This is a genomic window from Sphingomonas sp. M1A8_2b, assembly GCF_053345535.1.
Window position 1 is genome coordinate 300,517 of the sequence record NZ_JBKFAH010000002.1, and the last position, 25,867, is coordinate 326,383.

The 25,867-nt window shown below is 65.6% G+C and carries 29 protein-coding genes and 1 other RNA gene; 14 read left to right on the forward strand and 16 right to left on the reverse strand.

The window, feature by feature from the left end; translation table 11 throughout:
- Positions 1 to 54 precede the first annotated feature (54 nt).
- The 4 genes from mtgA to ACLBWL_RS09770 are packed head-to-tail and all read right to left on the reverse strand — an operon-like array spanning position 55 to position 3,922.
- Positions 55 to 732, reverse strand: coding sequence for a monofunctional biosynthetic peptidoglycan transglycosylase (mtgA, locus tag ACLBWL_RS09755; protein WP_447792526.1), 678 nt, complete (start codon positions 730 to 732; stop codon positions 55 to 57).
- A 9-nt stretch (positions 733 to 741) separates the two neighbouring features.
- Positions 742 to 2,013 (reverse strand): flavin monoamine oxidase family protein, encoded by a 1,272-nt coding sequence (locus ACLBWL_RS09760; protein WP_447792528.1) that lies wholly within the window; start codon positions 2,011 to 2,013, stop codon positions 742 to 744.
- Position 2,014: 1 nt separating this feature from the next.
- Entirely contained in the window at positions 2,015 to 2,917 is a 903-nt protein-coding gene (rpoH, locus tag ACLBWL_RS09765; RefSeq protein WP_128453093.1) for an RNA polymerase sigma factor RpoH, read from the reverse strand.
- A gap of 57 nt (positions 2,918 to 2,974) precedes the next feature.
- Positions 2,975 to 3,922 carry an RluA family pseudouridine synthase gene (locus ACLBWL_RS09770; RefSeq protein ID WP_447792531.1) on the reverse strand — a complete coding sequence of 316 codons (948 nt, stop codon included), beginning with the start codon at positions 3,920 to 3,922 and terminating at the stop codon, positions 2,975 to 2,977.
- 17 nt (positions 3,923 to 3,939) lie between these two features.
- Here ACLBWL_RS09770 and ACLBWL_RS09775 point away from each other — a divergent pair, with 17 nt between their 5' ends.
- The 10 genes from ACLBWL_RS09775 (at position 3,940) to ACLBWL_RS09820 (ending at position 13,845) form a co-directional block, all read left to right on the forward strand.
- Positions 3,940 to 4,383, forward strand: a complete 444-nt coding sequence (locus tag ACLBWL_RS09775; RefSeq protein WP_447792533.1) for a M67 family metallopeptidase — start codon at positions 3,940 to 3,942, stop codon at positions 4,381 to 4,383.
- Positions 4,384 to 4,578: 195 nt separating this feature from the next.
- On the forward strand, positions 4,579 to 5,223 hold the full coding sequence (locus ACLBWL_RS09780; RefSeq protein ID WP_447792535.1) for a histidine phosphotransferase family protein: 645 nt from the start codon (positions 4,579 to 4,581) through the stop codon (positions 5,221 to 5,223).
- A 120-nt stretch (positions 5,224 to 5,343) separates the two neighbouring features.
- A complete protein-coding gene (locus ACLBWL_RS09785) occupies positions 5,344 to 7,653 on the forward strand; it encodes a chemotaxis protein CheA (protein WP_447792537.1) in 2,310 nt (769 codons plus the stop codon).
- Entirely contained in the window at positions 7,650 to 8,078 is a 429-nt protein-coding gene (locus ACLBWL_RS09790) for a chemotaxis protein CheW (RefSeq protein WP_447792539.1), read from the forward strand. Before ACLBWL_RS09785 ends, ACLBWL_RS09790 begins: the two co-directional genes overlap by 4 nt.
- 103 nt (positions 8,079 to 8,181) lie before the next feature.
- Positions 8,182 to 8,547, forward strand: coding sequence for a response regulator (locus ACLBWL_RS09795; protein ID WP_447792541.1), 366 nt, complete (start codon positions 8,182 to 8,184; stop codon positions 8,545 to 8,547).
- Between the two features lie 13 nt (positions 8,548 to 8,560).
- Complete coding sequence (cheB, locus tag ACLBWL_RS09800) at positions 8,561 to 9,688, forward strand: chemotaxis-specific protein-glutamate methyltransferase CheB (protein WP_447792543.1); 1,128 nt, start codon at positions 8,561 to 8,563, stop codon at positions 9,686 to 9,688.
- Positions 9,685 to 10,530 (forward strand): CheR family methyltransferase, encoded by an 846-nt coding sequence (locus tag ACLBWL_RS09805; RefSeq protein ID WP_447792545.1) that lies wholly within the window; start codon positions 9,685 to 9,687, stop codon positions 10,528 to 10,530. The genes cheB and ACLBWL_RS09805 overlap by 4 nt, the downstream gene beginning before the upstream one ends.
- Before the next feature lie 260 nt (positions 10,531 to 10,790).
- A complete protein-coding gene (locus ACLBWL_RS09810; protein WP_447793463.1) occupies positions 10,791 to 11,423 on the forward strand; it encodes an N-acetylmuramoyl-L-alanine amidase in 633 nt (210 codons plus the stop codon).
- An 11-nt stretch (positions 11,424 to 11,434) separates the two neighbouring features.
- An RNA gene (gene rnpB / locus ACLBWL_RS09815) (RNase P RNA component class A) lies at positions 11,435 to 11,823 on the forward strand.
- Positions 11,824 to 11,871: 48 nt separating this feature from the next.
- Positions 11,872 to 13,845 (forward strand): hypothetical protein, encoded by a 1,974-nt coding sequence (locus ACLBWL_RS09820; RefSeq protein ID WP_447792547.1) that lies wholly within the window; start codon positions 11,872 to 11,874, stop codon positions 13,843 to 13,845.
- A 159-nt stretch (positions 13,846 to 14,004) separates the two neighbouring features.
- Here the strand turns inward: ACLBWL_RS09820 and ACLBWL_RS09825 are convergent, their stop codons facing one another.
- Both ACLBWL_RS09825 and ACLBWL_RS09830 read right to left on the reverse strand, forming a co-directional pair.
- On the reverse strand, positions 14,005 to 14,643 hold the full coding sequence (locus ACLBWL_RS09825; RefSeq protein WP_447792549.1) for a carbonic anhydrase: 639 nt from the start codon (positions 14,641 to 14,643) through the stop codon (positions 14,005 to 14,007).
- The gene (locus ACLBWL_RS09830) at positions 14,640 to 16,220 is read right to left on the reverse strand and encodes a SulP family inorganic anion transporter (RefSeq protein ID WP_132896798.1); all 1,581 of its coding nucleotides are present in this window, start codon (positions 16,218 to 16,220) and stop codon (positions 14,640 to 14,642) included. The genes ACLBWL_RS09825 and ACLBWL_RS09830 overlap by 4 nt, the downstream gene beginning before the upstream one ends.
- 216 nt (positions 16,221 to 16,436) lie before the next feature.
- Between ACLBWL_RS09830 and ACLBWL_RS09835 the strand changes: the two genes are divergently transcribed.
- Both ACLBWL_RS09835 and ACLBWL_RS09840 read left to right on the forward strand, forming a co-directional pair.
- Positions 16,437 to 16,976, forward strand: a complete 540-nt coding sequence (locus tag ACLBWL_RS09835; protein WP_447792552.1) for a J domain-containing protein — start codon at positions 16,437 to 16,439, stop codon at positions 16,974 to 16,976.
- Entirely contained in the window at positions 16,973 to 17,314 is a 342-nt protein-coding gene (locus tag ACLBWL_RS09840; RefSeq protein WP_447792554.1) for a (2Fe-2S) ferredoxin domain-containing protein, read from the forward strand. The genes ACLBWL_RS09835 and ACLBWL_RS09840 overlap by 4 nt, the downstream gene beginning before the upstream one ends.
- A 55-nt stretch (positions 17,315 to 17,369) precedes the next feature.
- On the opposite strand, the gene ACLBWL_RS09845 is transcribed toward ACLBWL_RS09840, so the two are convergent.
- From ACLBWL_RS09845 to ACLBWL_RS09880, 8 genes are all read right to left on the reverse strand, one after another.
- Positions 17,370 to 17,777 (reverse strand): SufE family protein, encoded by a 408-nt coding sequence (locus ACLBWL_RS09845; RefSeq protein ID WP_447792556.1) that lies wholly within the window; start codon positions 17,775 to 17,777, stop codon positions 17,370 to 17,372.
- Positions 17,778 to 17,972: 195 nt separating this feature from the next.
- Positions 17,973 to 18,212: a hypothetical protein gene (locus ACLBWL_RS09850; RefSeq protein WP_423322653.1), complete on the reverse strand. Its 240-nt coding sequence runs from the start codon at positions 18,210 to 18,212 to the stop codon at positions 17,973 to 17,975.
- 9 nt (positions 18,213 to 18,221) lie between these two features.
- Positions 18,222 to 18,464: a hypothetical protein gene (locus ACLBWL_RS09855; protein WP_132740020.1), complete on the reverse strand. Its 243-nt coding sequence runs from the start codon at positions 18,462 to 18,464 to the stop codon at positions 18,222 to 18,224.
- Between the two features lie 24 nt (positions 18,465 to 18,488).
- Positions 18,489 to 18,767: a hypothetical protein gene (locus ACLBWL_RS09860; RefSeq protein ID WP_447792559.1), complete on the reverse strand. Its 279-nt coding sequence runs from the start codon at positions 18,765 to 18,767 to the stop codon at positions 18,489 to 18,491.
- Between the two features lie 42 nt (positions 18,768 to 18,809).
- A complete protein-coding gene (gene pspC, locus ACLBWL_RS09865) occupies positions 18,810 to 19,193 on the reverse strand; it encodes an envelope stress response membrane protein PspC (protein WP_447792561.1) in 384 nt (127 codons plus the stop codon).
- Between the two features lies 1 nt (position 19,194).
- Positions 19,195 to 19,482 carry an envelope stress response membrane protein PspB gene (pspB, locus tag ACLBWL_RS09870; protein WP_447792563.1) on the reverse strand — a complete coding sequence of 96 codons (288 nt, stop codon included), beginning with the start codon at positions 19,480 to 19,482 and terminating at the stop codon, positions 19,195 to 19,197.
- Between the two features lies 1 nt (position 19,483).
- A complete protein-coding gene (pspA, locus tag ACLBWL_RS09875; protein WP_187502363.1) occupies positions 19,484 to 20,149 on the reverse strand; it encodes a phage shock protein PspA in 666 nt (221 codons plus the stop codon).
- Positions 20,150 to 20,197: 48 nt separating this feature from the next.
- Positions 20,198 to 20,341 carry a hypothetical protein gene (locus ACLBWL_RS09880; protein WP_447792566.1) on the reverse strand — a complete coding sequence of 48 codons (144 nt, stop codon included), beginning with the start codon at positions 20,339 to 20,341 and terminating at the stop codon, positions 20,198 to 20,200.
- Between the two features lie 172 nt (positions 20,342 to 20,513).
- Between ACLBWL_RS09880 and pspF the strand changes: the two genes are divergently transcribed.
- Positions 20,514 to 21,551: a phage shock protein operon transcriptional activator gene (pspF, locus tag ACLBWL_RS09885; RefSeq protein ID WP_447792568.1), complete on the forward strand. Its 1,038-nt coding sequence runs from the start codon at positions 20,514 to 20,516 to the stop codon at positions 21,549 to 21,551.
- Between the two features lie 141 nt (positions 21,552 to 21,692).
- Here the strand turns inward: pspF and ACLBWL_RS09890 are convergent, their stop codons facing one another.
- The gene (locus tag ACLBWL_RS09890; RefSeq protein WP_447792570.1) at positions 21,693 to 22,901 is read right to left on the reverse strand and encodes a cation:proton antiporter; all 1,209 of its coding nucleotides are present in this window, start codon (positions 22,899 to 22,901) and stop codon (positions 21,693 to 21,695) included.
- 238 nt (positions 22,902 to 23,139) lie between these two features.
- Between ACLBWL_RS09890 and ACLBWL_RS09895 the strand changes: the two genes are divergently transcribed.
- Positions 23,140 to 24,060: a right-handed parallel beta-helix repeat-containing protein gene (locus tag ACLBWL_RS09895; RefSeq protein WP_447792572.1), complete on the forward strand. Its 921-nt coding sequence runs from the start codon at positions 23,140 to 23,142 to the stop codon at positions 24,058 to 24,060.
- A gap of 148 nt (positions 24,061 to 24,208) precedes the next feature.
- Here the strand turns inward: ACLBWL_RS09895 and ACLBWL_RS09900 are convergent, their stop codons facing one another.
- The gene (locus tag ACLBWL_RS09900) at positions 24,209 to 25,837 is read right to left on the reverse strand and encodes an alkaline phosphatase family protein (RefSeq protein ID WP_447792574.1); all 1,629 of its coding nucleotides are present in this window, start codon (positions 25,835 to 25,837) and stop codon (positions 24,209 to 24,211) included.
- Positions 25,838 to 25,867: the final 30 nt, after the last annotated feature.

Genomic DNA, 25,867 nt, shown 5'->3' on the forward strand with positions numbered 1-25,867 from the left:
ACGCACCCCTTCGCCACTGAGATACCCCAGCTTTCGCTGGGGTGGCGGTATTGGTCAGGACGTGCGCAAACAGCTATCCAACCCGTCGTTCCGCACCACCGAAACCCGCCGCGACAGCGTATTCCCGTGGCGTCGCACAAACCCATGCGGGTCGATCGCTGCGCGCTTCTTCGGCAACGGCAACACCGCGGCGATCCGCCCCGCCTCGGTCGGCGACAGCCGCGACGCGTCGTGATTGAAATACCGGATCGCGCCGGCGTTCGCGCCATACGTCCCGATCCCCGTCTCGGCGATGTTGAGATACACCTCCATGATCCGCCGCTTCGGCCACAGCGCCTCGATCAGTACGGTGAAATACGCCTCGAACGCCTTTCGCAGATAGCCGCCGCCCTGGAACAGGAACGCGTTCTTCGCGGTCTGTTGGCTGATCGTCGAGCCGCCGCGGATCCGCCCGCCCTGCGCATTCCGCGCCGCCGCCCCCGCGATCGCCTTGAAATCGAAGCCATGATGCGAACAGAACCGCGAGTCCTCGCCAGCGATCGCCGCGCGCGCCATGTCCGGGTCCATCTTCGATAGCGGCATCCAGTCCTTCGTCACGCCGTGGCCGTTGATGACGTCGCCCATCATCGTCCAGGTGAACGGAACCGGCACGAACCGGTAGATTCCAACCCACGCGACCGTGATCAGGACGAAGGCGAAGACGATCTTGGCGGCGATGCGGAGGAAGCCCATCGGCGTTCCTTATGCGATCGTTAGGGACTCGCCAATGACCGCCCGCGCTGCCGCGACGCCGGTTTCATAGGCCCCGTGCGCAGTCGAGAAGTCGAAAGCGTGGCATGCCTCGCCGGCGAAGTGGATACGCCCGTCGACCGGCGCGGCGAGGACGGCGCGCTGACCGGCCCGACCGACGCGTGCGTGGCTGTAGCTACCGCCGATATAAGGTTCGTGGCGCCAGCGGGTCGCAGTCAGCGGCGTGAGACGCGGGCGCCAGTCACTGCCGAGGAGGCCCACGAGTTCGTCGATAGCGAACTGCGCCGCATCGCGATCCTCCAGCATTTCCGCGCAGTCGCCACCGAAGAAGCTCTCGACGATCGGCCAGCCGAACGGCGACAGGCGGTGGCTGGCGGTGCAGGCACTGTAGGGGTTGCCGACGAGATGCGCATTGGTCGGCCATTCTGGCCGGTCGACGTAAAGGAATACCTTGTCCGCGAGCCCGAGCGGAAGGTCGGCCGCGGCGCCATGCTTGTCGGGAAGCGGCGGGTCGAACACGATCTGCGAGGTGGCGAGGACGGTGGTAGGGACGCAGACGATAACGTGGTCCGCCTCGATCATACCGACGGAGGTGCCTAGTTTGAGGCGACGGCCGCTGTGGTCGATGCGCGTCACCGGGGTCGACAGGCGGATGTTCAAGCCCGCGCCGTGGCTGGCAACAAGCGTGCCGTAGCCTTCCTTGACTGTCCAGTTGTCGTCGGTGGCGGCATTTTCATACGCCGCCCAATCCTGGAGCGAGACTTGGCTGAGGTTCGCGCCATTGGCGTAACCGGAGATCGCGTCGATCTTCGGGCGCCATGGGTCGTTGGAATCGATGAAGTCGGAGAGGGGGCGGTTCGGACCTTTCAGCCCCGCTAACGCGCGATCGTTCCAGGTTGCGTAGGCGTCGGCGGATGCTGCTTGGTCTTCGGGCGGGAAGCCGAGGTCTCGCCACTGGGTGCGCCAGTTCGCGTCGGAGCGGTCGACGGTGAAGCCCGATCTTTCGGCGATGTCGGTCCAAGGATTGCGCTGAGCGGAGTGTAGCCAGCCGCACCCAGCATCGACCTGTTCCCCCGCAAAGGCTGGGGTCCAGTCTGGGCTCCCGCCTTTGCGGGAGAACAAGGAGGCGAGGGAGAGGCTCCTGGCTCTGCCGCCCAGCCGGTCGCTCGCCTCGACGAGCAATACGTCCTGCCCAGCGTCATGCAGCGTACGCGCCGCAGCGATACCGGCTGCACCGCCGCCGATGACGACGGTGCGCACCATTTTACGCGGCCAGCAGTCGCTTCTCGCCAGCAATCCGCATCATCGCCTTCTGCAGCTTCTCGAACGCGCGAACCTCGATCTGGCGCACACGCTCGCGCGACACGCCATAGACCTGCGACAATTCCTCGAGTGTCTTGGGATCGTCGGTCAGGCGCCGCTCGGTCAGGATATGCTGCTCGCGCTCGTTGAGGTCGTCCATCGCCGACACCAGCATCGAGTGGCGAACGTCCGCCTCCTGCGCATCGGCGACAATCTTGTCCTGCAACGGTGCATCGTCCTGCAGCCAGTCCTGCCACTGCCCATCGCCATCCTCACGCATCGGCACGTTGAGCGACGTATCGCCGCCCATCGCCATGCGCCGGTTCATGCTGACGACGTCAGTCTCCGCAACGCCGAGATCGGTAGCGATCTTGGTGACGTGCTCTGGGCGAAGATCACCATCTTCGAACGCGTCGAGACGGCTCTTCATCCGGCGCAGGTTGAAGAACAGCTTCTTCTGCGCGGCGGTGGTGCCCATCTTCACAAGGCTCCACGAGCGCAGGATGTACTCCTGGATGGACGCGCGAATCCACCACATCGCGTAGGTGGCGAGACGGAAGCCGCGCTCGGGCTCGAATTTCTTCACGCCCTGCATAAGCCCGATATTGCCTTCGGAAATCAGCTCCGACGTCGGCAGGCCATAGCCGCGATAGCCCATCGCAATCTTTGCCACGAGGCGGAGATGCGAGGTCACGAGCTGGGCAGCCGCCTCGGTGTCGCCATGCTCCTGGAAGCGCTTGGCGAGCATGTATTCCTGCTCGGGTTTCAGCAGCGGAAATTTCTTGATCTCGGCGAGATAGCGATTGAGCCCTGCTTCGCTGCCAAGCGTGGGTATCGTCGCTGGAACGTTGGAGCGGGCTGCCATTGTCGTAATCCCTTTCTGCTGACCCCGATTGCCGCACTGCGGCATGGGTTCGATTATCTATACGTGAAGCTGGGTGAACAGTTCCTGCATGTCTGCAGGCATTTCGCTTTCGAACGCCAAAGCGATGCTTTTCACCGGATGGATGAACCCCAGATGGGCCGCGTGCAAGGCCTGCCGGCGGAAACCGAGCGTTTCGAGCAGCGACTTTTGAGCTTGCTTTGTTCTACCATAGACCGGGTCGCCCAACAAGGCGTGACCGATCGACGCCATGTGCACGCGGACCTGGTGCGTGCGCCCGGTCTCGAGCCGGCACTCGACCAGCGCGGCGTTGCGGAGCGGCGCGATCGTGGTGAAATGCGTCACCGCGCGCTTGCCACCTTCGACGATCGCGATCTTCTTGCGGTTCTGCGGGCTGCGCGCGAGTGGCGCGTTGATCGTCCCGGTCGGCGGGCGCGGGATGCCACCGACGATCGCCTTGTAGCGGCGGTCGATGCTGTGATCGTGGAACTGCTTCGCTAGGCCCTCGTGCGCGCGGTCGGTCTTGGCAGCGATCATCAGCCCCGAGGTATCCTTGTCGATGCGGTGGACGATTCCCGGCCGCGCGACGCCGCCGATGCCCGACAGATTGCCCGCGCAGTGGTGGAGCAGCGCATTGACCAGCGTCCCGTCGAAATTGCCCGCGGCAGGGTGGACGACGAGGCCGGCGGGTTTGTCGATCACGATCAGGTCATCGTCTTCATAGGCGACGACGAGCGGGATATCCTGTGCTTCGTTGTGCAGCGGGGTCGGCGGCGGGATCGCGACCGCGAACACTTGGCCCGTCGCCGCCTTCTTCGCCGAGTCACGCCATTCGCGGCCATTGAGCGTCACCTGCCCCGCAGCGATCAGCGCTTTCAACCGCTCGCGCGACATGTCCGGCAGCACTTCGGCGAGCGCACGGTCGAGCCTCCAGCCATCCGTGGCCGGCGTGATCGATGCTTCGACGATGGAAACCCCCCGGTCCATGTCGTAGCGATGTGGCGATGAGCGTGACGATTTCAAGCGAAGTGCTGACACAACTTGTTGCCGCGGCGACCGCGTCGCCCGACGCGGAAATTTGTGGGCTGCTGTTCGGGACGGCGGGGCGGATCGAGGCGGCCGAGGCGTGCGCGAATGTCTCGGCCGATCCGGCGCGGACGTTCGAGATCGATCCAAGCGCTTTGTTCGCGGCGCATCGACGGGCTCGGGGGGGAGGGCCCAGCGTGGTCGGGCATTATCATTCGCATCCGTCGGGTTCGCCGGTTCCGTCTGCGCGCGATGCGGCGCAGGCTATGGGGGATGGGGCGATCTGGGTGATCCTGGGCGGGGGCGCGGCGCGCGCGTGGCGGTCGGTGGATGTCGGTGCGTTCGTCGAGGAGGCGATTGAGCGTATCAAAGGCATTTCCACCCCGGCGAAGGCCGGGGCCCAATTGGGAAGGTCGGAGTAACGGAGCGCAGCGTTTACTTAGCGATGTTCCCCGATTGGGCCGCGGCCTGCGCCGGGGTGGGGCATACCAAGGTGTGGCATGCTGGGGTGGGAGCATGTTGCAACGCTCTGCATTGCGCTGCCTCTTGCCGATCCAACCACCCTTGCGCGCCGTCTGCACCCCCGCCACAAGACGCTCCAGAATTAGGGGATTTTCATGACGGTCAGCCCGGTCGATTTTGCGAGCCTGCTATGTTCGCGCCTGTGCCACGACCTGTTGTCGCCGGTCGGTGCGCTCAACAACGGACTAGAGCTGCTCGCCGACGAAACCGATCAGACGATGCGCGACCGGTGCATGGAATTGCTCCACGACAGCGCGCGGGCATCCGCCAGCAAGCTGAAGTTCTTCCGGCTCGCCTTTGGAGCGGCCGGAGGCTTCGGAGAGTCGGTCGACACGAGCGAAGCGCGCAACGCGATCGAGGGCTTGGTCGCGGAGAACAAGCGGATCACCTTCGTCTGGGGGGTCGAAACGCCGGCGATGCCCAAGTCCGCCGTCAAGGTGCTGCTGAACCTCGTGCTGGTCGCCACCGAATCGCTCGTGCGCGGCGGCACGATGGAGGTCGGCGGCGAGGAGAATGAGGGCCAGCTCGAGATCGTCGTGAAGATCGAGGGCGCGAAGATCGTGCTCGATCCCGAAATCCGCCGTACGCTGGTTGAGGGCGAAGGCGCGCATAGCGTCACGCCGCGGGTAGCGGCCGCGTATCTCATCAATACGCTCGTCCAGGAGGCTGGCGGCACGGTGATCGTGTCCGAGCCCGCCGAGGGGATCATGATCTTCGGGGCCGTCTTCGACGCGCGTTGACACGCGCCGGCGTTCTTTTTGAAGGGCGCCAACCGCGGCGTTCCGGCCTGGGGCGAGCGTTCCCACTAACGCGCCCTTAACCTCCGTCATGCATGACCGTGCTCGAAACGCGGGGCGCGCATGGACGATCTGTTAGAGGAATTCATTGCCGAGACGCGCGAAACGCTGGAGGCGATCTCCGGCGAGATCGTCGCGTGGGAGTCCGATCCGACCGATCGCGCCCGGCTCGATTCGATCTTCCGGTTCGTCCACACCGTCAAGGGCAGCTGCGGTTTCCTCGATCTGCCGCGGCTCGGACGCCTCAGCCACGCGGCCGAGGACGTGCTGGCGGCGGTGCGCGACGGTTCGCGGGCTCCCCACACAACGATGGTCAACGCGGTGCTCGCGATCGTCGACCGGATCGGCGAACTGGTCGAGGCGATCGATGCCGGCGCATCGCTCGACGATTCGAGCGAGAGCCTGCTGATCGCCGCGCTCGCACCGGACGCCACGCCGCAAGTGCATGTTCCCAGCGCGCCGCAGAGCCGCACCGCGAGCCGCAGCGTCCGCCTGAACGTCGATCTGCTCGATCACATGATGAGCGGCATGTCCGAAATGGTGCTGGCGCGCAACGAGCTTGCCCGGCGGTTGCGCGACAGCGACAGCAGCGTCGATCCGCAGGTCGAGGCGGCGCTGGAGCGTCTGTCGCTGACCGTCGCCGACATGCGCGACACGGTGACGCGGACGCGCATGCAGAAGGTCGACGCGCTGTTCTCCGCCCTGCCGCGGATGGTCCGCGATACGAGCGCGGAACTGGGCAAGTCGGTCAACCTCGTCATCGAAGGCGCGGATGTCGAACTGGACCGCGAAATGATCGAGCTGATGCGCGATCCGCTCGTCCACATCATCCGTAACGCGATTGATCACGGCATCGAGGTGCCGGCAATGCGCCGCGCCGCGGGCAAGCCCGAAACCGGCCGCCTGGTCGTGTCGGCGCGCCAGTCCGGCAATCAGATTCTGATCGAGATCGCCGACGACGGACGCGGCATCGACGTCGCCCGGATCGTCACGAAAGCCGAGGAACTGAAGCTGCATTCCGCCGCCGAACTGGCGGGGATGACCGATGTCGCGAAGCTCGACCTGATTTTCGCGGCTGGGCTGTCGAGCCGCGACGAGGTCACCGCGATCTCGGGGCGCGGCGTCGGCATGGACGTGGTTCGGTCGAACATCGAACAGATCGGCGGCCGGATCGTGCTGACCAACGATCCGGGTCGCGGCCTGCGTATCGTCGTCCACGTCCCGCTGACGCTGTCGATCCTGTCGACGATCGTGATCGGCGTCGGCACGCAGCGCTTCGCGATTCCGCGCCAGTCGATCGAGGAGATCGTCACGGTGCGCGGCGACCAGGTGCGGATCGAGACGATCGGCGACGCCACGGCGGCTACCGTGCGCGGGCGTCGCCTGCCGATGGTGTCGCTCGCGCCGCTGTTCGGGCTGGGCTCGGGGCCGCCGCCGACGCTGGTCATCGTCGCGACGCGCGAGGGCGATTATGCGCTGGGGGTCGACAGCGTTGTCGACACCGAGGAGCTGGTCGTGAAACCCGCCTCGCCCGCGGTGATGGCGACCGGCGTCTACGCGGGCAAGACCCTGCCCGACAACGGCTTGCCGATGCTGCTGCTCGACGTGTCGGGGATCGCCGCGGTCGCCGGCCTCCGGTTCGCGCCGGTCGTCGTCAGCAATGCGGTCCCGGAAGAAGTCGCCGTCCCGGGCATCCCGGCGCTGCTGTTCGATGATCTCGATGGACGGCGACGGGCGATCGCGCTCGCGGTCATCGATCGGGTCGACGCCGTGCCGGTCGAGGCGATCCGGTGGAGCGCGGGCGCGCTGCGGCTGTCGGTCGGCGATGCGCTGATCCCACTCTATTCGGTTGGCGAATTCGGCGACCAGGCCGAGGTTTCCGTGTTGCGGCTCACCGATGGCGACGGCGAAATGGCCTATGCGATCGCGGAAGCGATCGAGATCGTCGAACTGCCATCGGACATCGCGCCGGCACGCCAGTCCGCCTCGGGCGGCAGCGGGCCGATTGCGGGCGTCGTGCTGATCGCCGGCGAGGCGATCGAGCTCGTCGATCCGCACGCCTTGTTCGCGAACGAGCCGATGAAGACGGCGTCGCCGCCGGTCTGCCTGTTGCAGGTCGACGGGTCGGGCTGGATGGAGACGTTCCTCAAGCCGGCGCTCGAAGCGTCCGGCTACCGCTGCGTCACCGCGCTTGCCGCGGGAGAAACCGCGGCGGTCGCGTTGGCGATGGAGGACGCGCCGATCCGCGAGACCGCCGCGCCGGTGGTAAGGCTCAGGCGCTTCCGCGCCGTCGACGGCGACGATGACGGCAGCATCTATCGATATGACCGGCCCGCGCTGATCGCGGCGATCGCCGCGCGGAGAGTGCAATGACGGATCTGTTTCTGGTGGCGCACATCGCCGGTCGCGGCGTTGCGATCGATGCGGCGCAGGTCGATTCGGTCGTCGATATCGGCGACATCGTCGCGGTGCCGCGCGCCGATGCGTTTGTCCGCGGTCTCGCCGCGCTGCGCAGTCGGGTGGTCACGGTGATCGACACGGGCACTGCGCTTGGCCTCGTGCCGACCCCCGAAACGGCTCGACGCGCGGTGATCACGATGGTTGAGGGGCATCACTACGCGATCCTGGTCGACTCGGTTGAGGACGTCGCGCCGTTTCAGCGCCTCGCGCTGTCGTCCGGCCTAGCGTTGCGGCACGGTTGGGCATCGGCAGGAACAGGGATCGTCGAACGCGACGGCGAACCGCTGCTGATCGTTGATCTGGCCGCGCTCATCCCCGCCTCCGCGCTCGCCGCGTGAGCGGGCCGCGTGACGGAAAATTGCTTTGCATTCTTTACCCTTAACCCGCCGCTTACGGTTTGCGGACTATCATGATTCTAACGATTTCCCCGGAAGGCTTTCCATGAAGACCTGTCTTGTCGTCGACGATTCGAAGGTGATCCGAAAGGTCGCCCGTCATATCCTCGAGACGCTCGACTTTACCGTCACCGAGGCATGCGATGGTCGCGAAGCGCTGCAGGCCTGCATGGCGTCGGTACCCGACGTGATCCTGCTCGACTGGAACATGCCGGTGATGAACGGGATGGATTTCCTACGCGCGCTGCGCGAGGCCGACGTCCCGCGGCGTCCCAAGGTCGTGTTCTGCACCACCGAGAACGGCATGGCCTATATCCGCGCGGCGATCGAAGCCGGTGCCGACGAATACGTCATGAAGCCGTTCGATCGTGAAACGCTCGAATCCAAGCTGCAAATCGTCGGCATGGCCTGATCCGAGCGGTTCGATGACGGCCCGGCCTCATCCCTCTCCCCGGCGCATCGCCCCCGCCGCGGCACCACCCTCTGTCGATCCGACGCGCGTTCTGATCGTCGATGATTCGGTCGTCGCCCGCGCGGTGATCGCCCGGTTGATCGACGCGAGCGACCGATTTTCGGTCGTCGGTGCGGTTGGCAATGTCGGCGCCGCGCTGGAGTTCCTGGCGCGGGCGACGGTCGATTTCATCCTGCTCGATATCGAGATGCCGGGGGTCGACGGGCTGACCGCGTTGCCCGACCTGATCGCCGCGGGGAACGGCGCCAAGGTCATCATCGTGTCGTCGTCTGCGGACGACGGTGGCGCAGCCACCGTGCAGGCGCTCGCGCTCGGGGCGGCGGAAACGCTCGTCAAACCGTCGGCCAGCGAACTCTCGGCGCGGTTCGGCGCGGCGCTGGTCGCCAAGCTGGAAAAGCTCTGCGAGTATCCCGGGCAATTGCCGCCGGCGCTGGTCGTCCGATCCAGGCCCTCGCAGCCTGTAGCGACTCCGGCGACCCCGCTGGCCCGCCGCCCGACCGGCGACGATTACGACATCGTCGCGATCGGCGCATCGACCGGCGGCATCCATGCCCTTAGCCGGATGTTTCGCGAGGTGCCGAGCGGCTTCCGCCTGCCGATCGTCATTACCCAGCACCTGCCGGCATCGTTCATGCCCTATTTCGCCGCGCAGATCGCGTTGCTGACCGGGCGGGTCTGCGAAGTCGCGGTCGACCGCCTGCGGATCCGCCCGGGCCGGATCGTCGTCGCGCCGGGTGACGCGCATCTCAAATGCGTCAAGCTCAGCGATGGCGGCGCGGCCTTCCGGTTGACGCACGAGGCGGTGGCCAGCGGATGTATGCCCTCGGTCGATCCGATGCTCACCTCGCTTGCCGACGTGTACGGCGCGCGCGTCCTTGCGATCGTGCTGAGCGGCATGGGACGCGACGGCGCCGAAGGGGCGCGGCGGATCCACGAGGCGGGTGGCTGTGTCGTCGCTCAGGACCAGGAGACATCGGTGGTGTGGGGGATGCCCGGTGCGGTCGTCGGATTAGGCGTTGCGGACGCGGTATTGGCGCCCGACGCGATCGGCCGCCTTGTCGCATCGCGGCGGCGCGCATGACTCATTCGGGTAGTCCTGCGTCGGCCGCATCCCCGACTGCGGTAAGCGTTCTTACCGCGTTGCTGGAGGCGCGGACCGGGCAACAGATCGGGACCTATCGCTCGTGGCGGCTCGACACCGCGCTGAAACCGTTGTTGCGTGACCAAAAGCTCGACACGCTCGACCAGTTGGTGACGCAATTGTTGGAGGGGAGCGATCGGCTGATCGGGGACCGGATCGTCGACGCGCTGGTCAATCAGGAAACCTCGTTCTTTCGCGACGCGCACGTGTTCGACATGATTGCCGACGCGGTCGCCGCCGCCGAGGCTGATCGCCAGCGTCCGCGGATCTGGTGCGCGGGCTGTTCGACCGGGCAGGAGCCGCTGTCGTTGGCCATGCTGTTCGCCGAACGCCAGGACGCGACCGGCGCGGCGATGCCGGAGATCGTCGCCACCGACGTGTCCGACGCGGCCATCGCGCGCGCGCGGTCTGGTCGCTTCTCGCAGTTCGAAATCCAGCGCGGACTGCCGGTCCGCCGGATGGTCCGCTGGTTCGACACGACCGGGAGCGACTGGATCGCCAAGCCCGAGCTGGTCAAGGCGATCACGTTTCGCCGGATGAACCTGGTATCGGACCAGCCGCCGGCAGGCCGGTTCGACATCGTCCTGTGCCGCAACGTCCTGCTTTATCTGTCGAGCGAGACCAAGCTCCACGTCTTCCCCAAGATCGCAGCGGCGATGCGGCCCGGCGGACTGCTGGTGATGGGGGCCGGTGAGACGGTGATCGGCCAGACCCGCGTGTTCGAACCGAGCAAGCGTTTCCGCGGATGCTACGAGACGCCGGCGCAACCCGGTCGGGGTTAGCTCACCGGGGCTAGTTCAAGCGCCAAATCGGCCCGATGAGATCCGTTTGTCGGGTGTCGCCGGACCGCGCCCGTTCGTATTCGGCGGAGCCAATTACGTCGGCGACCCGTTGACGCTATCTATGCCGTTGGGCACTGGTGTTGCGACACTCGGCCACGCGTACCATCCGTACCGCGCGTGAAACGGCTCGAAGGGAAGCTGGCTTGAAGTTCATCGAGACGCCGTCACCGAATTTCGACGATCGCACGCTGCCCATCACCATGATCGTGCTGCACTATACCGGCATGAAGGATGGACCGTCGGCAATCGCCCGGTTGCGCGATCCCGAGGCGAAGGTATCGTCGCATTACCTGATCGAGGAGGATGGCACCGTCCTTCGCATGGTCGCGGAGGACAAGCGCGCCTGGCATGCCGGCAAGTCGCACTGGCGCGGGATCGAGGACGTCAACTCCGCCAGCATCGGCATCGAGATCGTCAATCCCGGCCACGAGTTCGGTTACCGCCCGTTCCCCCCTGAGCAGATCGCGTCGCTGATCCCGCTGGTCGCCGAGATCAAGGATCGCCACGAAATCACGCGGGGCAACATCGTCGGGCATTCGGACATCGCACCGACGCGCAAGCGCGATCCGGGCGAACTCTTCCCGTGGCATGAACTCGCGCGGCGCCGGCTGGCGTTGCCGCGGCCGACCAAGAATTTGATGGACCCCGGCTGGACCGAAGGCGGGTTCTGCCTGGCGCTCGAACGGTTCGGCTATGACGTCGAGAACCGGATGGCGGCGACGATGGCGTTCCAGCGGCGGTTTCGGCCGGAGCTGGTCGACGGCGAGGTCGATGCCGAATGCCGGTGCATCCTGCTCGCATTGCTGCTTCCCAAACCGATGGGCGACGATTAGGGCTTTGCGCGCCAGAGGGTCGGGCGACCGCGGGGATGCTGTAATGGCATCCGCGAGGAAAGTCCGGGCTCCGCGAAACGACGGTGCCGGGTAACGCCCGGCGAGGGTGACCTTAGGGAAAGTGCCACAGAGAGCAGACGGCCAACCCTCGGCTTCGGTCGGGGCGGTCAGAGTGAAAGGGTGCGGTAAGAGCGCACCGCGCGCCTGGTAACAGGGGCGGCACGGCAAACCCCACCGGGAGCAAGATCGAATAGGGGTGGCACATGGGCTTCGTTTCAGCTCGTCACCCGGGTTGATTGCTTGAGGCGGCGGGCAACCGTCGTCCTAGAGGAATGGTCGCCTAACTTTCGACCGAAGGGTCGGAAATGGACAGAACCCGGCTTACAGACCCTCTGGCATCCTTTCTCAAAGCATCGCAGACTGCCTCGAAATGGGTTCGGGGGATGTGATGCGGTTCGACAGAGTGGGCATGATCGGTGTGGGCATCGTGGCGGTGTCCGCCGCGGCGGTTCAGGGGATCGCCCAGGCGCCTGCCGCGACGACGCTGCAGCAGGATTTCGACGCGGCGGCGGCGCTCGATACCAAGGGCGACAAGGTGGCGGCGCTGGCGGCCTGGCAAAAGCTCGAAGCGCGGACCAGGCCCGGCTCGCGCAGTCTGGGCGTTGCGCTGATCCGCAAGAGCGCGGCGCTGTTCAAGCTCGACCGGTCGGACGATGCGGTCGCGGCGGCGCGGGCCGGGCTGAAACTGTTGCCGGCGACCGATCCGACGCTCGCCGAGGATCGCTGGCGGGCGTATTTCAACCTCGGCATCATCGCGCAGACCGCGCTCGATTATGCCGGGGCGAGCGACGCGTATGCGAGCGCGGAGACCGCCGCCCCCGAGGCATCGATGAAGGCCGCGTCGATGCTGGCGTTGGCCGAGACCAAGACCTTTACCGATCCCGCCGCGGCGGACGCGGCGCTGGCCCGCGTCGATGCGCTGGTGAAGTCGGTGCCGACCGACGCCAAGCTGAAGGCGCTGATCGCACGTCGTCATGCGATCCTGCTGCTCAACCGCGGTGCCTTCGAGCCGGCGCGGGTCTACGCGGTTGAGGCGGTCAAGCAGATGGGCGGGCTGACCTCGAAGACCGATATCAGCGATGTGTCCGCACGATCGGATGCGGCGATCGCTTCGCTGCTGGCGGGCAAGCCGGAGGATGCGCGACGCTATATGGCGATGACCGGGGCGGGGCGGCTGACCAAGGGCGAATTCGACCCGGCGGTGCAGATGGACGTGCCGCCTTGTGGCGGCGAGGCCGATCTCCGGCCTGCCGACATGGCGGTGGTCGAATTCACCGTCGGCGACGACGGTGCGGTCAGCGCGGTGTCGCCGATCTACGCCGCGGGGGGCGGCGCGGTTGCGCTCGAATTCGCTCGATCGGTGCGTGACTGGTCATGGACGCCCGAGCAGGTGAAGGCGTTCCCGGCGTTTTTCCGGTATAATGTGCGGGTCGAGATGCGCTGTTCGACGGCGTTCGAGCGCCCGTCGATCGGCAAGTTCCTCGATGCCGATATGGCGACATGGCTCGAATCGAAGGGGCTTTCGCTACCGACCGAGGAACGTGGGGCGGATGCCGTCGCGGTCGTCCGCCAGCGTGCGGCGCTCGCTGCTGCAGAGGTGAAGTCCGGACCCAATTCGCTCGCGACGCTGCCGCCGCTGTACCAGTTGGTCAATAATGCAGTCGTCGGCCGCGAGGAGTCCAACGTATTCGCGAGGCGCGCACTCGCGATCGCCGAAGCGCAGGGCGCGCCCGCATCGGCAAGACTGCCGCTCGATATCAGCGTGCGCGTGACGGCCAGTGCGGATAGCTGGAAGGACGGGGCGTTTACCCGCGCCGTCACGCCGCTGCTGTCGATGCCGGTCTATGCGAACGATCCGAAGGCACGGTCGGCGATCCTTTTGCTGATTGCCGAGTGGACCAGTACGCGAAACCGCCGTGCTGTGCTGTTGCAGCAGGTGGCGGACGACAAGGGACTGGCTGCGAACGACCCCATGCGTGTCGGGGCGCTGATCCGTCTAGCCTCGCTCCAGCAACAAGCGGGCGATACGGCCATGGCGCGTGCGACGTTCGACCGATCTGGGCTGGCCGCGAACCAGTGTGCGATTCTCGACGCGCCGCCACGATTCCTGTCGGCTGGCGGCACATTCCCCAACGAGGCGGCGGCTTGGGGTTTCGAAGGGTGGACCAAGACGCAGTTCGACGTCGGCGCCGACGGCAAGGTTCTCAACCAGCGCGCCGTGCTGAGCTACCCCCCGTTCGTGTTCACCAAGGCCGGCGTGCAGACGATCGCGGGCGCACGATACACCAAGACGTTCCGGCCCGATGGCGGCGTCGGTTGCGGCGGCCTGTCGCAAAACGTGCGGTTCAAGCTGCCGGGGTAAGGTTCTGATGTTGTCCTCCCCGCCACGGGGGCTGGCACTTGCCAGACGGAAGGGGAGGATACGGGCCAGAGGTTTTCGCTTACCTCCCTATCCGTCAGGCTGACGCCTCCCACCTCCCCCTGGCGGGGGAGGATTTGGGGGTATTGCAGCCCTCTCGGCTTACACCAGCACCTTGTCCGGCCGGCCGATCTCTTCGAGCACGGTCTTCGAATCGATTTCCATCATCGGTTTGATCAGGCCGTCGCGGATATCGTAGACCCAGCCGTGCAGCAGCACTTCCTGTCCGCGGGCGAACGCGCCCTGGATCGTCGCCGTACGCGCGAGCCGGATCAGCTGGTCGCGGACGTTGACCTCGACCAGCCGGTTGACCTTCTGTTCGCGGTCGGGCTGCGCATCGATCTCATCCGCATGGTCGTGCAGGACGCCGCGCGCGGTCGAGAGCCAGTCGTCCACGGCGCCGCTCGTACCGCCGTCGAGCGTCGCGCGGATCCCGCCGCACGCATAATGGCCGCAGATGATGATGTGCCGCACGCCGAGCACGTCGACCGCATATTGCAGCACCGACATCAGGTTCATGTCGTCGTCGTTGACCAGATTGGCGATGTTGCGGTGGATGAACATGTTGCCCGGCGGCGTCATGGTCATCTGTTCCGGGCTGACGCGGCTGTCGGAACAGCCGATCCACAGGAACTCCGGGTTCTGCCCGACGAGCTGGCGCTGGAAGAAGTCGGCGCTTTCCTCGATGATCTCGGCCGACCACGCCTTATTGGCGAGCAGGAGCTGCTTGTATTGCCTCATGCGAAACGGACCTCGGTCTGGGGGGCGTTGATCAGCTTCACCGTGCGCATCGCGAGGTCTCCGCGGATCAGCACGGTGATACCACGATACTGCGCGCCCTTGATGAACGCGTTGATGATGTCGACGTTATCGAGATCGACATAGCTGGTCGACGATAGGTCGATCAGCAGATTGGCGTTGTCAGGCACCTTGGCGAGCGCCTTCTGCAATTCGTATTTGTGGATGAAATACAGGTTGCGGCGTGCGCGGACGAGGCAATCCTCGTCGTCGCAGGCAAAGGTAATCGCGGTACGGAAGTTGCGCGCGACGACGAACACGAAGCCGACCGCAAGGCCGATGACGATGCCCTCGAGCAGGTCGGTGAACAAGATCGCGCCGACCGTGACGACGAACGGGATGAACTGCGTCCAGCCCTGCTGGAAGCGTTCCTTGAACAGCTTGGGCTTGGTCAGCTTGTAGCCGGTCGCGATCAGCACCGCGGCGAGCGCCGACAGCGGGATCAGGTTAAGCACCGCGGGGATAAGCGCGACGCTGACCAGCAGCCAGAAGCCGTGCAGGATCGTCGACAGTTTGCTCTCGGCCTTCGAATCGACGTTGGCCGACGAGCGGACGATCACTGACGTCACAGGCAGGCCGCCGATCAGGCCGGACAGGATATTGCCGCCGCCCTGCGCCATCAGTTCCCAGTTCTTGTCAGTCGATCGGCGGCGCGGATCGATCTCGTCGACTGCCTTGACGCTCAGCAATGACTCAAGGCTGGCGACGATCGCGAGCGTGACCGCGCTGCTCCAGACGATGCCCATGGTGATCCCGGAGAAGTCGGGGAAGGTGAACAGCGACGGGAATTGCGACAGCGTCTGCGTGATAGGGACCTGAACGAGGTGCGTCGCCTGGAGCTGCCAGTCGGGCTTCACGACGCCCAACAGCATGTTGCCGAAGATGCCGATCAGCACCACGACCAGCGGGCCGGGGACGAAGCGCAACGGGCCGTCCTTCGGCTTGGCGCCGTCCCACCAGAACAGGAACGCGAGGCTGATTGATGCGATCAGGATCGCCCCCGGCGTCACGGCTGCGCTCAGGCTGTCGAAGATCCGTGTGAAGGTATTGATGCCGTTCGCGGTCGTGAATTCGAAGATACCCTCGGCTTCACGGTCGAACCCCACTGCGTGCGGGATCTGCTTGAGGATCAGGATCAGGCCGATCGCCGCGAGCATGCCGGTAATGACCGACGACGGCACGAACTCGCTGAGGATGCCTGCGCGGGTCAGCGAGAAACAGATCTGGAGCACGCCGGCGAGCACGACCGCCATCAGGAACATCTGATAGCTCGGCATGCTCTCGATCGCGGTGAGCACGATCACCGTCAGGCCGGCGGCCGGGCCGCTGACCGACAGCGGCGACTTCGAGAACAGGCCGACGGCGATACCGCCGACGATGCCGGAGATGATGCCGGCGAACAACGGCGCACCCGATGCCAGCGCGACGCCGAGACAGAGCGGTAGCGCGACGAGCGCGACGACGATGGAGGCGGGAAGATCCGCGCGCCACGTGGTAAGCTTTGGAATGAGAGTCGGCACCAGGGCTCCTGTCGCTAAGGTGTCGGCTGGGAATACGTCCGCACCGGACGCGTCTATCCATGCCACATGACAAATAGTTCATGTTCAGTAGGCGATGAACGGCGGCTGACTCAAGTTGGAATGTTGCGGCGCGGAAGATAGTTGGACCGGACGAGTTTCGGCCCAGTTCGATGCCCGCGGTTGCGTTGTCCGCGCGGACGCCTATTTCGGGCCGCTATGGCGAGAAGCACGACACGATCTTCCGACTGGGGTTTTCCACGCTGGCGCGAATATGGCGCGAGCAGCGAGGCGGTGACCGTCCGGCTGTGCGACCGGCATGGCTGCAACGAGCCGGGCAATTGTCCTGCGCCAAAATCGCCGAACAGCCCGGACCGCTGGTATTTCTGCATGAACCACGCAGGCGAATATAATCGCGGGTGGAATTACTTCGAAGGCTTGAGTGCGGAGGAAGCCGCGGAACGGGAGGCGGCCGAGACGCGGACGGCGGACGGCTATACCGATCCCAAGCATTACGCCTGGGCAGGCTCGGGTGACGGCAGTCGGTCGCGCGACGAGATGCGCGCGCTTGAGGTGCTGGACCTCGAACCCGATGCGACGTTCGAGGACGTGCGCGCGGCATGGCGGCGGATGGCGAAGGCTAATCACCCGGACGTGCGCCCCGGCGACAAGGACGCTGCAAAGCGTTTCCAGGGTGTGCAGGCGGCCTATGAGGTGCTCAAGGCAGCCGAGGATCAGCGGACGTGGAAACCGGCGTGATCCGCGTTCTCCCCAGCCGCTGGCAGGGCAGCGTGCTGGTCTGCGTCAAATGTTCGAAAAAGTTGGACGGCGGGTTCGGCGACAAGGGGCGGACACCGCTGGTAAAGCTGCTGCGTCAGGCGCTTGGCGTAAAGAAAGGCCGCAAGGCGGACCGCGGCGTGGTCGAGGTCAAATGCCTCGGGGTTTGCCCCAAGAACGCGGTTGTGATGGTGGACGGGGCTCGGCCGGATCGCTGGATGCTGGTGCCCGCTGGGACTGACGTGGGCGAGGTCGTCGCGTCACTGACCGCTAGCGGGCCCTCACCCTCGCCGCCTTCGGCGTCTCTCCCTCTCCCCTGAGGGGAGAGGGAAGGGGCCCGACCGGCGCTTGCCGGGTGGGAAGGGTGAGGGCACTTTATTCGGCGTACCGCTCCGCCGTCTCGCGGATCAGCGCGATCATGTTCGGGATCCCCTGCGTCCGGTTCGAACTCAGCTGCTTGCTCAGGTCGAACGGCGCCAGTTGCGCCTTGATGTCGGTCGCGACGATATCGCCGGGCGCCTGATCCTGCACCGTCAGCAACACCAGCGCGATGATCCCCTTGGTGATCGCCGCATTCGAATCTGCCAGGAAGTGCAACCGACCGTCATCGGTCTTGGTCGGATACACCCACACCGATGCCGAACACCCCCGCACCAGCGTCGCATCCGTTTTCAACGCATCCGGCATCGGTTCGAGTTCTTTGCCGAGGTCGATCAGCAGGCGGTAGCGATCGTCGGGTTCGAGGAAGTCATATTCCTCGCGGATGTCGGTGAGGGTGGCCATGGAAGCGGCGGTAGCTGGTCGAAGGTAGCGCATCAACTACCTGATACGACCGACCCCCAGCATTGAGGTCTACCACCCCGGCGAAGGCCGGGCCCAACTGGAGAGGTGGGTATGATGACGGGCTAACTTCGTCATAGCCGTCCCCCAATTGAGCTCCGGCCTCCGCCGGGGTGGTTTGCTTCTCACGATGAGGCCCTAAAGATCCACCCCGGCGGCAATCGCCTCCAATTTCTTGATGCGCTCCTTCAGATCGGCGATTTCGATCCGCGATCCGGTCGACACCGCGACCGGCATCCGGCCGTCCTGCGCGTGATCCAGTTCCAGCCGTCGCAGCGAAAGCCATCCGCGCCATCCGGCCAGTCCGCCGGCGACGATCATCGCCAGCCCCGCGAGGCTCGCCAGCGCCAAGGTGATGTAAAGATTCGGGTCGATCATGTCCGCCTCCTAGCGGTCGCGGAGCCGCTCGATCTCTCGGTCGAGATCGACGCTCTTGTGGTTGTCGGTGATCACGCGCTCCAGCACCTGGATGCGCTCCTTCATCTGCTGCACTTCGTCGCGCAGCCGCAGCGTGTCGATGCTGTCGACGGGGTTCTGCTGGATCGTCCCCATCGCGCGGTACCGGGCGTTCAGGACCTTGGCGGCCATCACGATCAGGACGATGCAGACGACCATGGAAAAGGGATTCATCGGTATTTCTCCAACGTCTTGGGCTTAGCGGTCGCGAAGCGCTTCGATCTCGCGCGCGGTGCGCTCGGCGGGATCGGTGGCGATGCGTTCGAGGACCGCGATCCGCTCTTCGAGCCGTGACACCTGGCCGGTGAGTCGCTCGTTCTCATTGCTGAGCAGCAGCACCTTGCGGTCACCGTCGACATCGCCCTCACGCCGCCGTTTGCGGCCGCGTGCCTCCGGTTCGAAGCCATGCTTCGCGCGGATCCAGTTGTTGGCGACCCAGGCGATCGGTCCCACCGAAATCGCCACGATCGGTATCATCAAAGCCCAATCCATCGTCAGTCTCCCTGTTGACGCCGCGTCTCAGCGCAGGCTGTCGATCTCTGCCGCTAGGCTGTTGCCGGAGCGGCTGGTGTAGTGCGTCTCGATGTCGGCGAGGCGGCGGTCGATGTCGCGAAACTTGCTGCGGACTTCGGCGGTCGAGCGCTTCGGGTTCGAGCGGACGCCCTGCCAGAACTTCGCGTCATCGGGTGTCTCGTACAGGCCGATCGGCTTCGCGTGGCCCATCCACGCTACCATCCAATAGGCCAGCAGCGTCCAGGGGAAGCCCCCGGCAAGCGTGAGCACGACCATCGCGACACGGACGAAGAGCACGTCGACGCCGGTATAGTCGGCGATCCCGGCGCAGACGCCCTTCCACTTGGCGTTCTGCTTATCGAGGTAAAACTGTGTGCGGCTGCCGGACATTTCAATTCCTCCGATCTTGCGAGCGGTCGGACGGACGGTCCGACAGATACGGCGATTGCGTGGTGCCGAGACCCGGCTTCCAGTCGGGATTGTCGGCGGCGATGATCCGTTCGACGGTCATCACGCGGTCCTCCAGACGGCGCGCGAGTGCTTGCATCTCGTCGAGCAACTTCTCGTCCTCCTCGGTGATCCGCGGGGCCTGCTTCCACTTGGTGATGTAGTGCAGGATCACCCACGGCAGCCCGATGAACAGCACGGCGCAGACGAGAACGGGGGTCAGTTCATCCATCTCAATCGTCCTTCTTCATGCGCGCCTTGAGCGCGGCGAGCTGGGCGTTGACCTTGTCGTCGCTGCGCAGCTCGGCGATTTCCTCTTCGAGCGTCTTGACGACCCCGAGCCCCATCGCGTCCGCGCGGCCCTCGGCCTCGTCGACGCGGCGGTCGAGGATCTCGAAGCGGCTGAACGCCTCGTGCGTCTTCGGGCCGTTGTACATCTCGCGAAGCCGGGTGCGGTTGTTCGCGCTTTCGAGCCTGGTCTGCACCGCGTTCTGCTTGGTGCGCGCCTCGCGGAGCTTGGTCTGGAGCTTGGCGATGTCCTCTTCGGATGCACGCAGCGCATCGTCGAGCACGCCGACCTCGGCCTTGAGCTGCTCGGCCATGTCGAACGCCTTCTGGCGTTCCACCAGGGCTGCCTTGGCAAGGTCCTCGCGGTCCTTGCTCAGCGCCAGTTCGGCCTTTTCGGTCCAATTGTCCTGGAGCTGCTCCAGCTTCGAGATATGGCGACGCATCTCCTTCTGGTCGGCGATGGTGCGTGCGGCGGAGGCGCGAACCTCGACCAAAGTCTCCTCCATCTCGAGGATGATCATGCGGATCATCTTCGACGGGTCTTCGGCCTTCTCGATGAGATCGGCGAAGTTGGCGGCGACGATGTCGCGGGTGCGGGAAAAGATGCCCATGTAAATCCTACTCCAGGGGTCGGCCCGAGGCTCTAAGCCTTCGGGGTCTTATGCCACGATTGCGGTATGGACCGCGATGGGCGTTGTGTTGGTTGCGATGGCGGGCCCGACTGCGCCGAGGACGCAGGTTGCGCTGACGACGATGGTGCAGAGGGTGGCGGCGACGGTGCGGGCGATGGTGGTGTTGAACATGGTGGGTCCCCTTTAAGACTGGTTGGTTCCGCTATTCGGCGGGTTGCCTGAAGCTTTGCATCTGTCGTGCCAGTTTCGAAAATGGCGGAATTGCAGGGGTTTGCGCGATTTCGGGCGGTTGAGCGGTGGCGGAAGCTTGCCAAGAGTTGGGAATTCGCGCCACATCTTCGCCATGGAGCGAACAACCCAGGTCATCGGCGAGTCCGGTACGTTCATGGCGGCGCTCGAACGCGCGTCGCGGGCGGCGGCGCTGGACCGTCCGGTGCTGGTGATCGGCGAGCGCGGCACGGGCAAGGAACTGGTCGCTGAACGCCTCCACCGCCTGTCGCCGCGGTGGGATCAGCCGCTGGTGATCATGAACTGCGCGGCGTTGCCCGAGACGCTGATCGAGGCGGAATTGTTCGGGCATGAGGCAGGCGCGTTCACCGGCGCGACCAAGGCGCGGGTCGGGCGGTTCGAGGAGGCCGATGGTGGCACGCTGTTCCTCGACGAACTCGGCACGCTGTCGATGGCCGCGCAGGACCGGCTGCTGCGCGCGGTCGAGTATGGCGAGATCACCCGGATCGGCTCCTCGCGGCCGATGCGCGTCGACGTTCGGATCGTCGCCGCGACCAACGAGCATCTGCCCGACAAGGTCGACCGGCACGAGTTCCGCGCCGATCTGCTCGACCGGCTGTCGTTCGAGGTGGTGACGTTGCCGCCTCTGCGCGCGCGAACCGGCGATGTGGTCGTGCTCGCCGAGCATTTCGGGCGGCGGATGGCGTCCGAACTTGGCCACGAACGCTGGGAGGGATTCGGCCCCGCGGCGATGGATGCGTTGATCGCGTATACCTGGCCGGGCAACGTCCGCGAACTCCGCAACGTCGTCGAGCGCGCGGTGTATCGTTGGGAGCAGGCGGGGCCGATCGATGCGATCGAGATCGACCCGTTTCAGTCGCCACACCGGCCCGGTGCTTCGACTGCGCCGAAGCCTATCGTGGTGACCCCACGCGCGGCCGAGGCAGACGACGGCGAAGATCCTGTCGTTGCGTGCGAGGAAGGTCCGTCTGACTTCAAGTCCCGCGTATCCCGCTTCGAACGCGACCTGCTCTCTCGCGCGCTGTCCGAACACCGCTTCAACCAGCGTGCCACCGCCGAGGCGCTAGGCCTGAGCTACGACCAACTTCGCCACGCCCTGAAACGCCACGACCTGCTCAACGCGGGCGGGTGAGGTGTTCCTCCCCCGCCAGGGGGAGGTGGCGCCGAAGGCGACGGAGGGGGAGGCATGCGAAACCTCTGCTCCGTGTCCTCCCCCTCCGTCAGGCTAACGCCTGCCACCTCCCCCTGGCGGGGGAGGATCGCAACTTGTCCCTCACCCGCTCTTCCCGACCAACCCCGCCAGCTTCTTCAACTTCGGCGCGACCATCGGCACGGTCAGCATCGTGCTCGCCAGCGCCATCAGCAGCAGCGCGGTGAAGGTCTCGTTGGTGATGATCTTCTTATCCAGCAGGATGTTGACGAAGATGATCATGATCAGCGCCTTGGTCTGGAGCAGCCAGCCGATTGCCGACGCCTCGCCCGGCCGCCATTTCAGGATCCGTCCGGCCGCATGAACCCCCATGAGCTTGCCGCCGACCGACGCGACCAGCAGCAACGCCGCCGCGCCGAACACCGCGTAACCGCCGACCGCCCACTGCGTCTTCAGGCCGGTCGAGAGGAAGAACACCGGCATCACCGCGAGCAGCACGAAATGGCGGAACTGGTCCATCTTCGCGGTGGTGAACCATTTCGAATCGAGTACCGCCCCGGACAGGAACGCGCCGACCATGAAATGCAGCCCCGCCCAGTCGGCTGCAAACCCGCAGCCCGCGAGCCAGATCAGGCTGACATACCAGCGATCCCGCTCCTCGATCCGCGCCATCAGTTTGCGCACGATCAGCGTCGCGATCGCGAACCCGACGAGAAAACCACCCTGTCGGCCTACGCGCTCCCAATCTAGCAGGATCAACGCGAGCACGCCCCAGATCGCGATGTCGTCAAGGCTGGCGTAGCGCAGGATCCGCTGGCCGATTGGTTCGCGCAGGATCTCGAGCTTTTCGAGAAAGAGGACGAGGATGGGGAGGGCGGTGACCGCGCAGGCCATGCCGATGCCGAGCACCACCTGCCACGTCGCGCCATCCGGCCCGCGCCAGCCGGGATACCGCAGCATCAACGCCGCCGCGATGCTGCCGGTGATGAGCGGAACCGCTAGCGCCAACCCCGCCGTCACGCCGGTCTCGCCGCGCCGCTTCCAGGCCTCGCCGAGGTCAAGTTCGATGCCCGCGACCCAGACGAACATCATCACCGCCCACCACGCGATGCCGTTGAGCGATCCCAGCGTCGCCGGCGTGAAGATCGTCGCGTAATAGTCGGGATATGCCGCGCCGAGCACGCCCGGTCCGAGCAAGATGCCGCCAAAGATCTGCACCACCACAAGCGGCGCCCAGTAATCGGTTCGCCCAAGCCGCCATACCAGATACGGCACGGTAAAGATGATGAGTATCGCGAGGAGGAAGACCTCCGTCGGCGTCATGGCGTGCATGCAAATCCCCCGGCGCCGATCGGTTCCCCCCGCCGGCTTCGTTACGGTAGCGGTATTATGCGAGCGGGACGGCGGCGGCAATACACACGGTTGCCGCCGGACGGAACCCAGTCTCGTGCGCCATTCCGGGACAGGCGATGTGCTGGCAGCTGTTGGGTAGGGCGAGGGGCGATGATAGGCTGCCGTCGTAACGTACCGGCCCACGGGTCTGCGTATCGTGACCGCAAAAGGACATTTCATGAAACGATCGTTGCTGGCGCTCGCGCTGCTCTCCGTCCCGGCGCTGGGACAGACCAATGCGCCGTTCACCGTCAACGGCCAGGGGTTCGCCACGCTGCAGGAGGCGGTGACGTCGATCCGGATGGGGACCGCGACGATCCTGATCGCCCCCGGCATCTATCGGCAGTGCGCGATCCAGCAGGGTGGCCACATCACCTTCAAGGCGGTCCAGCCCGGCAAGGCGATCTTCGACAGCGTCGCCTGCGAGGACAAGGCGGCGCTGGTGCTGCGTGGCAACGGGTCGGTCGTCGATGGGCTGGTCTTCCGCGGCTACCGCGTGTCCGACGGCAACGGCGCGGGCATCCGCACCGAATCGGGCGACCTGACCGTCACCAATTCGATGTTCCTCAACAGCCAGGAGGGGATTCTCGGCGGCCAGCCGACCAACCAGCGGATCACGATCGATCGGTCGACCTTCTCGGGGCTTGGCCAATGCGACCAGTCGCCGAGCTGCGCGCATTCGATCTATCTCGACAACAAGGGCAGCATCTCGGTGACCAATTCGCGGTTCGAGCGTGGCAATGGCGGGCATTACGTCAAGCTGCGCAGCCCGACGGTCACGATCACCGACAACAGTTTCGACGATACCGCGGGGCACAAGACCAACTACATGATCGATCTCCCCGAAGGCGCGACCGGCCTGATCGCGCGCAACACCTTCGTGCAGGGCAAGGACAAGGAAAACCATTCCGGCATGATCGTCGTCGCGGCGGAAGCGCGGACATATCCGTCGACCGGCCTGCGCGTCGAGACCAACGACGCGCGGCTGTCGCCTGGTGACACCACCAACCCGGCGTTCCTGATCGACTTCAGCCACGACAAGCTGGCGATCGGCGCGAACCGGTTGGGTGCGGGATTGCGAGCGTTCGAGACCCGGTGACGAGGGGCAGGGTGGCGTGCTGGGTGCGTCACCCACGAACCGAAGTACTGCGCCAACCTGAAAGGCTGTTCTCCCGCGAAGGCGGGAGCCCAGTCTGTTCTCCCGCCTTCGCGGGAGAACAAGCGCTACTTGCGAGCGTTGGCCAATCTTAGTTAGCGCAGGTGCTCGCAGCACCCGGATCGAGATCCAGGCACCGCCCGTCCAGCCCACTAACCGGCAACCCGATCGTCGCCGCCAAGGTCGGCACGATATCCACCGTCTCCACCGACAGCGGCTGCTCGAACCCGGTCATCCCCTTGCGCCAGAACAGGATCGGCACGCGGCGGTCGTAATCCCACGGCGACCCGTGCGTCTCGACATAGCCGCCCGCCGGCGACACGATCGTCGTCACGCGCGGCTTCAGCAGCACCACCAATTGCCCCGACCGCTCCGGATAGAACGACGCGCGTGCCCGTTCGATCAGCGTCCAGGTCTCGGGCGGAGTCTTCGCCATCGGCGTCGCCATGATCTCGGCGGCGGAGTACGCCCCCGCAATCTGTGGCAGCGCGCGATACCGGCGCAACGCCTCGGCGAGCACCTTCGCGCGCGTCTTCTCCGGCAGCGTATCGTCGATATAGACGTCGCCCTCGGTGCCAAGCAGCACGCTCCCAGGCAGCCCCATGTCCTTGGCGATGGCGGTGCCGACCTGCTTGGCCAGCACGTTTTCGTCCATGTGCGCCTCCATCGGCATCGCGCGCTGCTGCTGGCGCTCGGTCGCATCGTGCGCGCCGTGATCCGCGGTCAGCACGACCTCGTAATCGACGCCGGTCTCATCCATCACCGCGAAGAAATCACCGAGCGTCTTGTCGAGCTGCGCCATCTGGATGCACATCTCAGAGCCCTGCGTGCCGTAGGTATGCCCGATGTAATCGGTCGCCGATGCGCCGATATCGATGATGTCGGTCTGCGGGCCCTGGCCGAGCTTCATGTCCTGGACCAGCGCGGCCGCCATCGCGAACACCGCAGCGTCGGACGCGGGCGAAACGCGGAAACCCTTGGCGTCGCCCGCCTCGCGCTCGAAGCGCCCCTGGCCGTAGGTCTTGCCCGCGATGACGATCGGATGGTTCACGCCCGCGCAATAGCCCGGCAGCGGCAGTGCCGCCTGCGGCTTGGCGATCAGCGCGGCGACCGCATCGCGCGTGCGCTGCACCGCGGGCGGTACCGCGCGGCCGGCATAGGAGACGTACGTCTTGCCGTCCCACCACCAGAGTTCGTCGACCTTGTGGCCACCCATCATCACCGCCGCGCGATCCTTCCCCGCGACCGAGACCGAGCGCGTCCGTGGATCGCGCGCCTTCATCATCTCGCCGAGTGTCGGCACCTTCAGATGCATGTCGGACACGGTGTAGCTGTCGTGCGTGCTGCCGGTGACGCGCTCGTCCTCCGAGCAATAGACGATCTTGTCGGGCCGCCCGGCACGCTGGTCGATCCAGTTGTTGGCGATGATCCCGGTATGCGCGGGTCGCATGCCGGTCAGGATCGTCGAGTGGCCGGGGCACGTCTCGGTCGCGGCGTGGCTCTGGTAGCCGCTCGGGAACACCGCGCCGTTCAGCAGTCGCGTGAAGCCGCCGGTATAGTGATTGCGATATTGCTGGAACAGATCGGCGGCGAACTGGTCGACCGAGATCGCGACGATCAGTTTTGGCGGGGTGGTCGGCGTCGCCGCAGGAGGCGGTGCCGTCTGCGCGGAGACCGAAGCGGCCGAGGTCAGCAGGAGCGCGGCGATAAGTGCTTTCACGAACAGTCCTTTAGCCAGCGACGACCATCG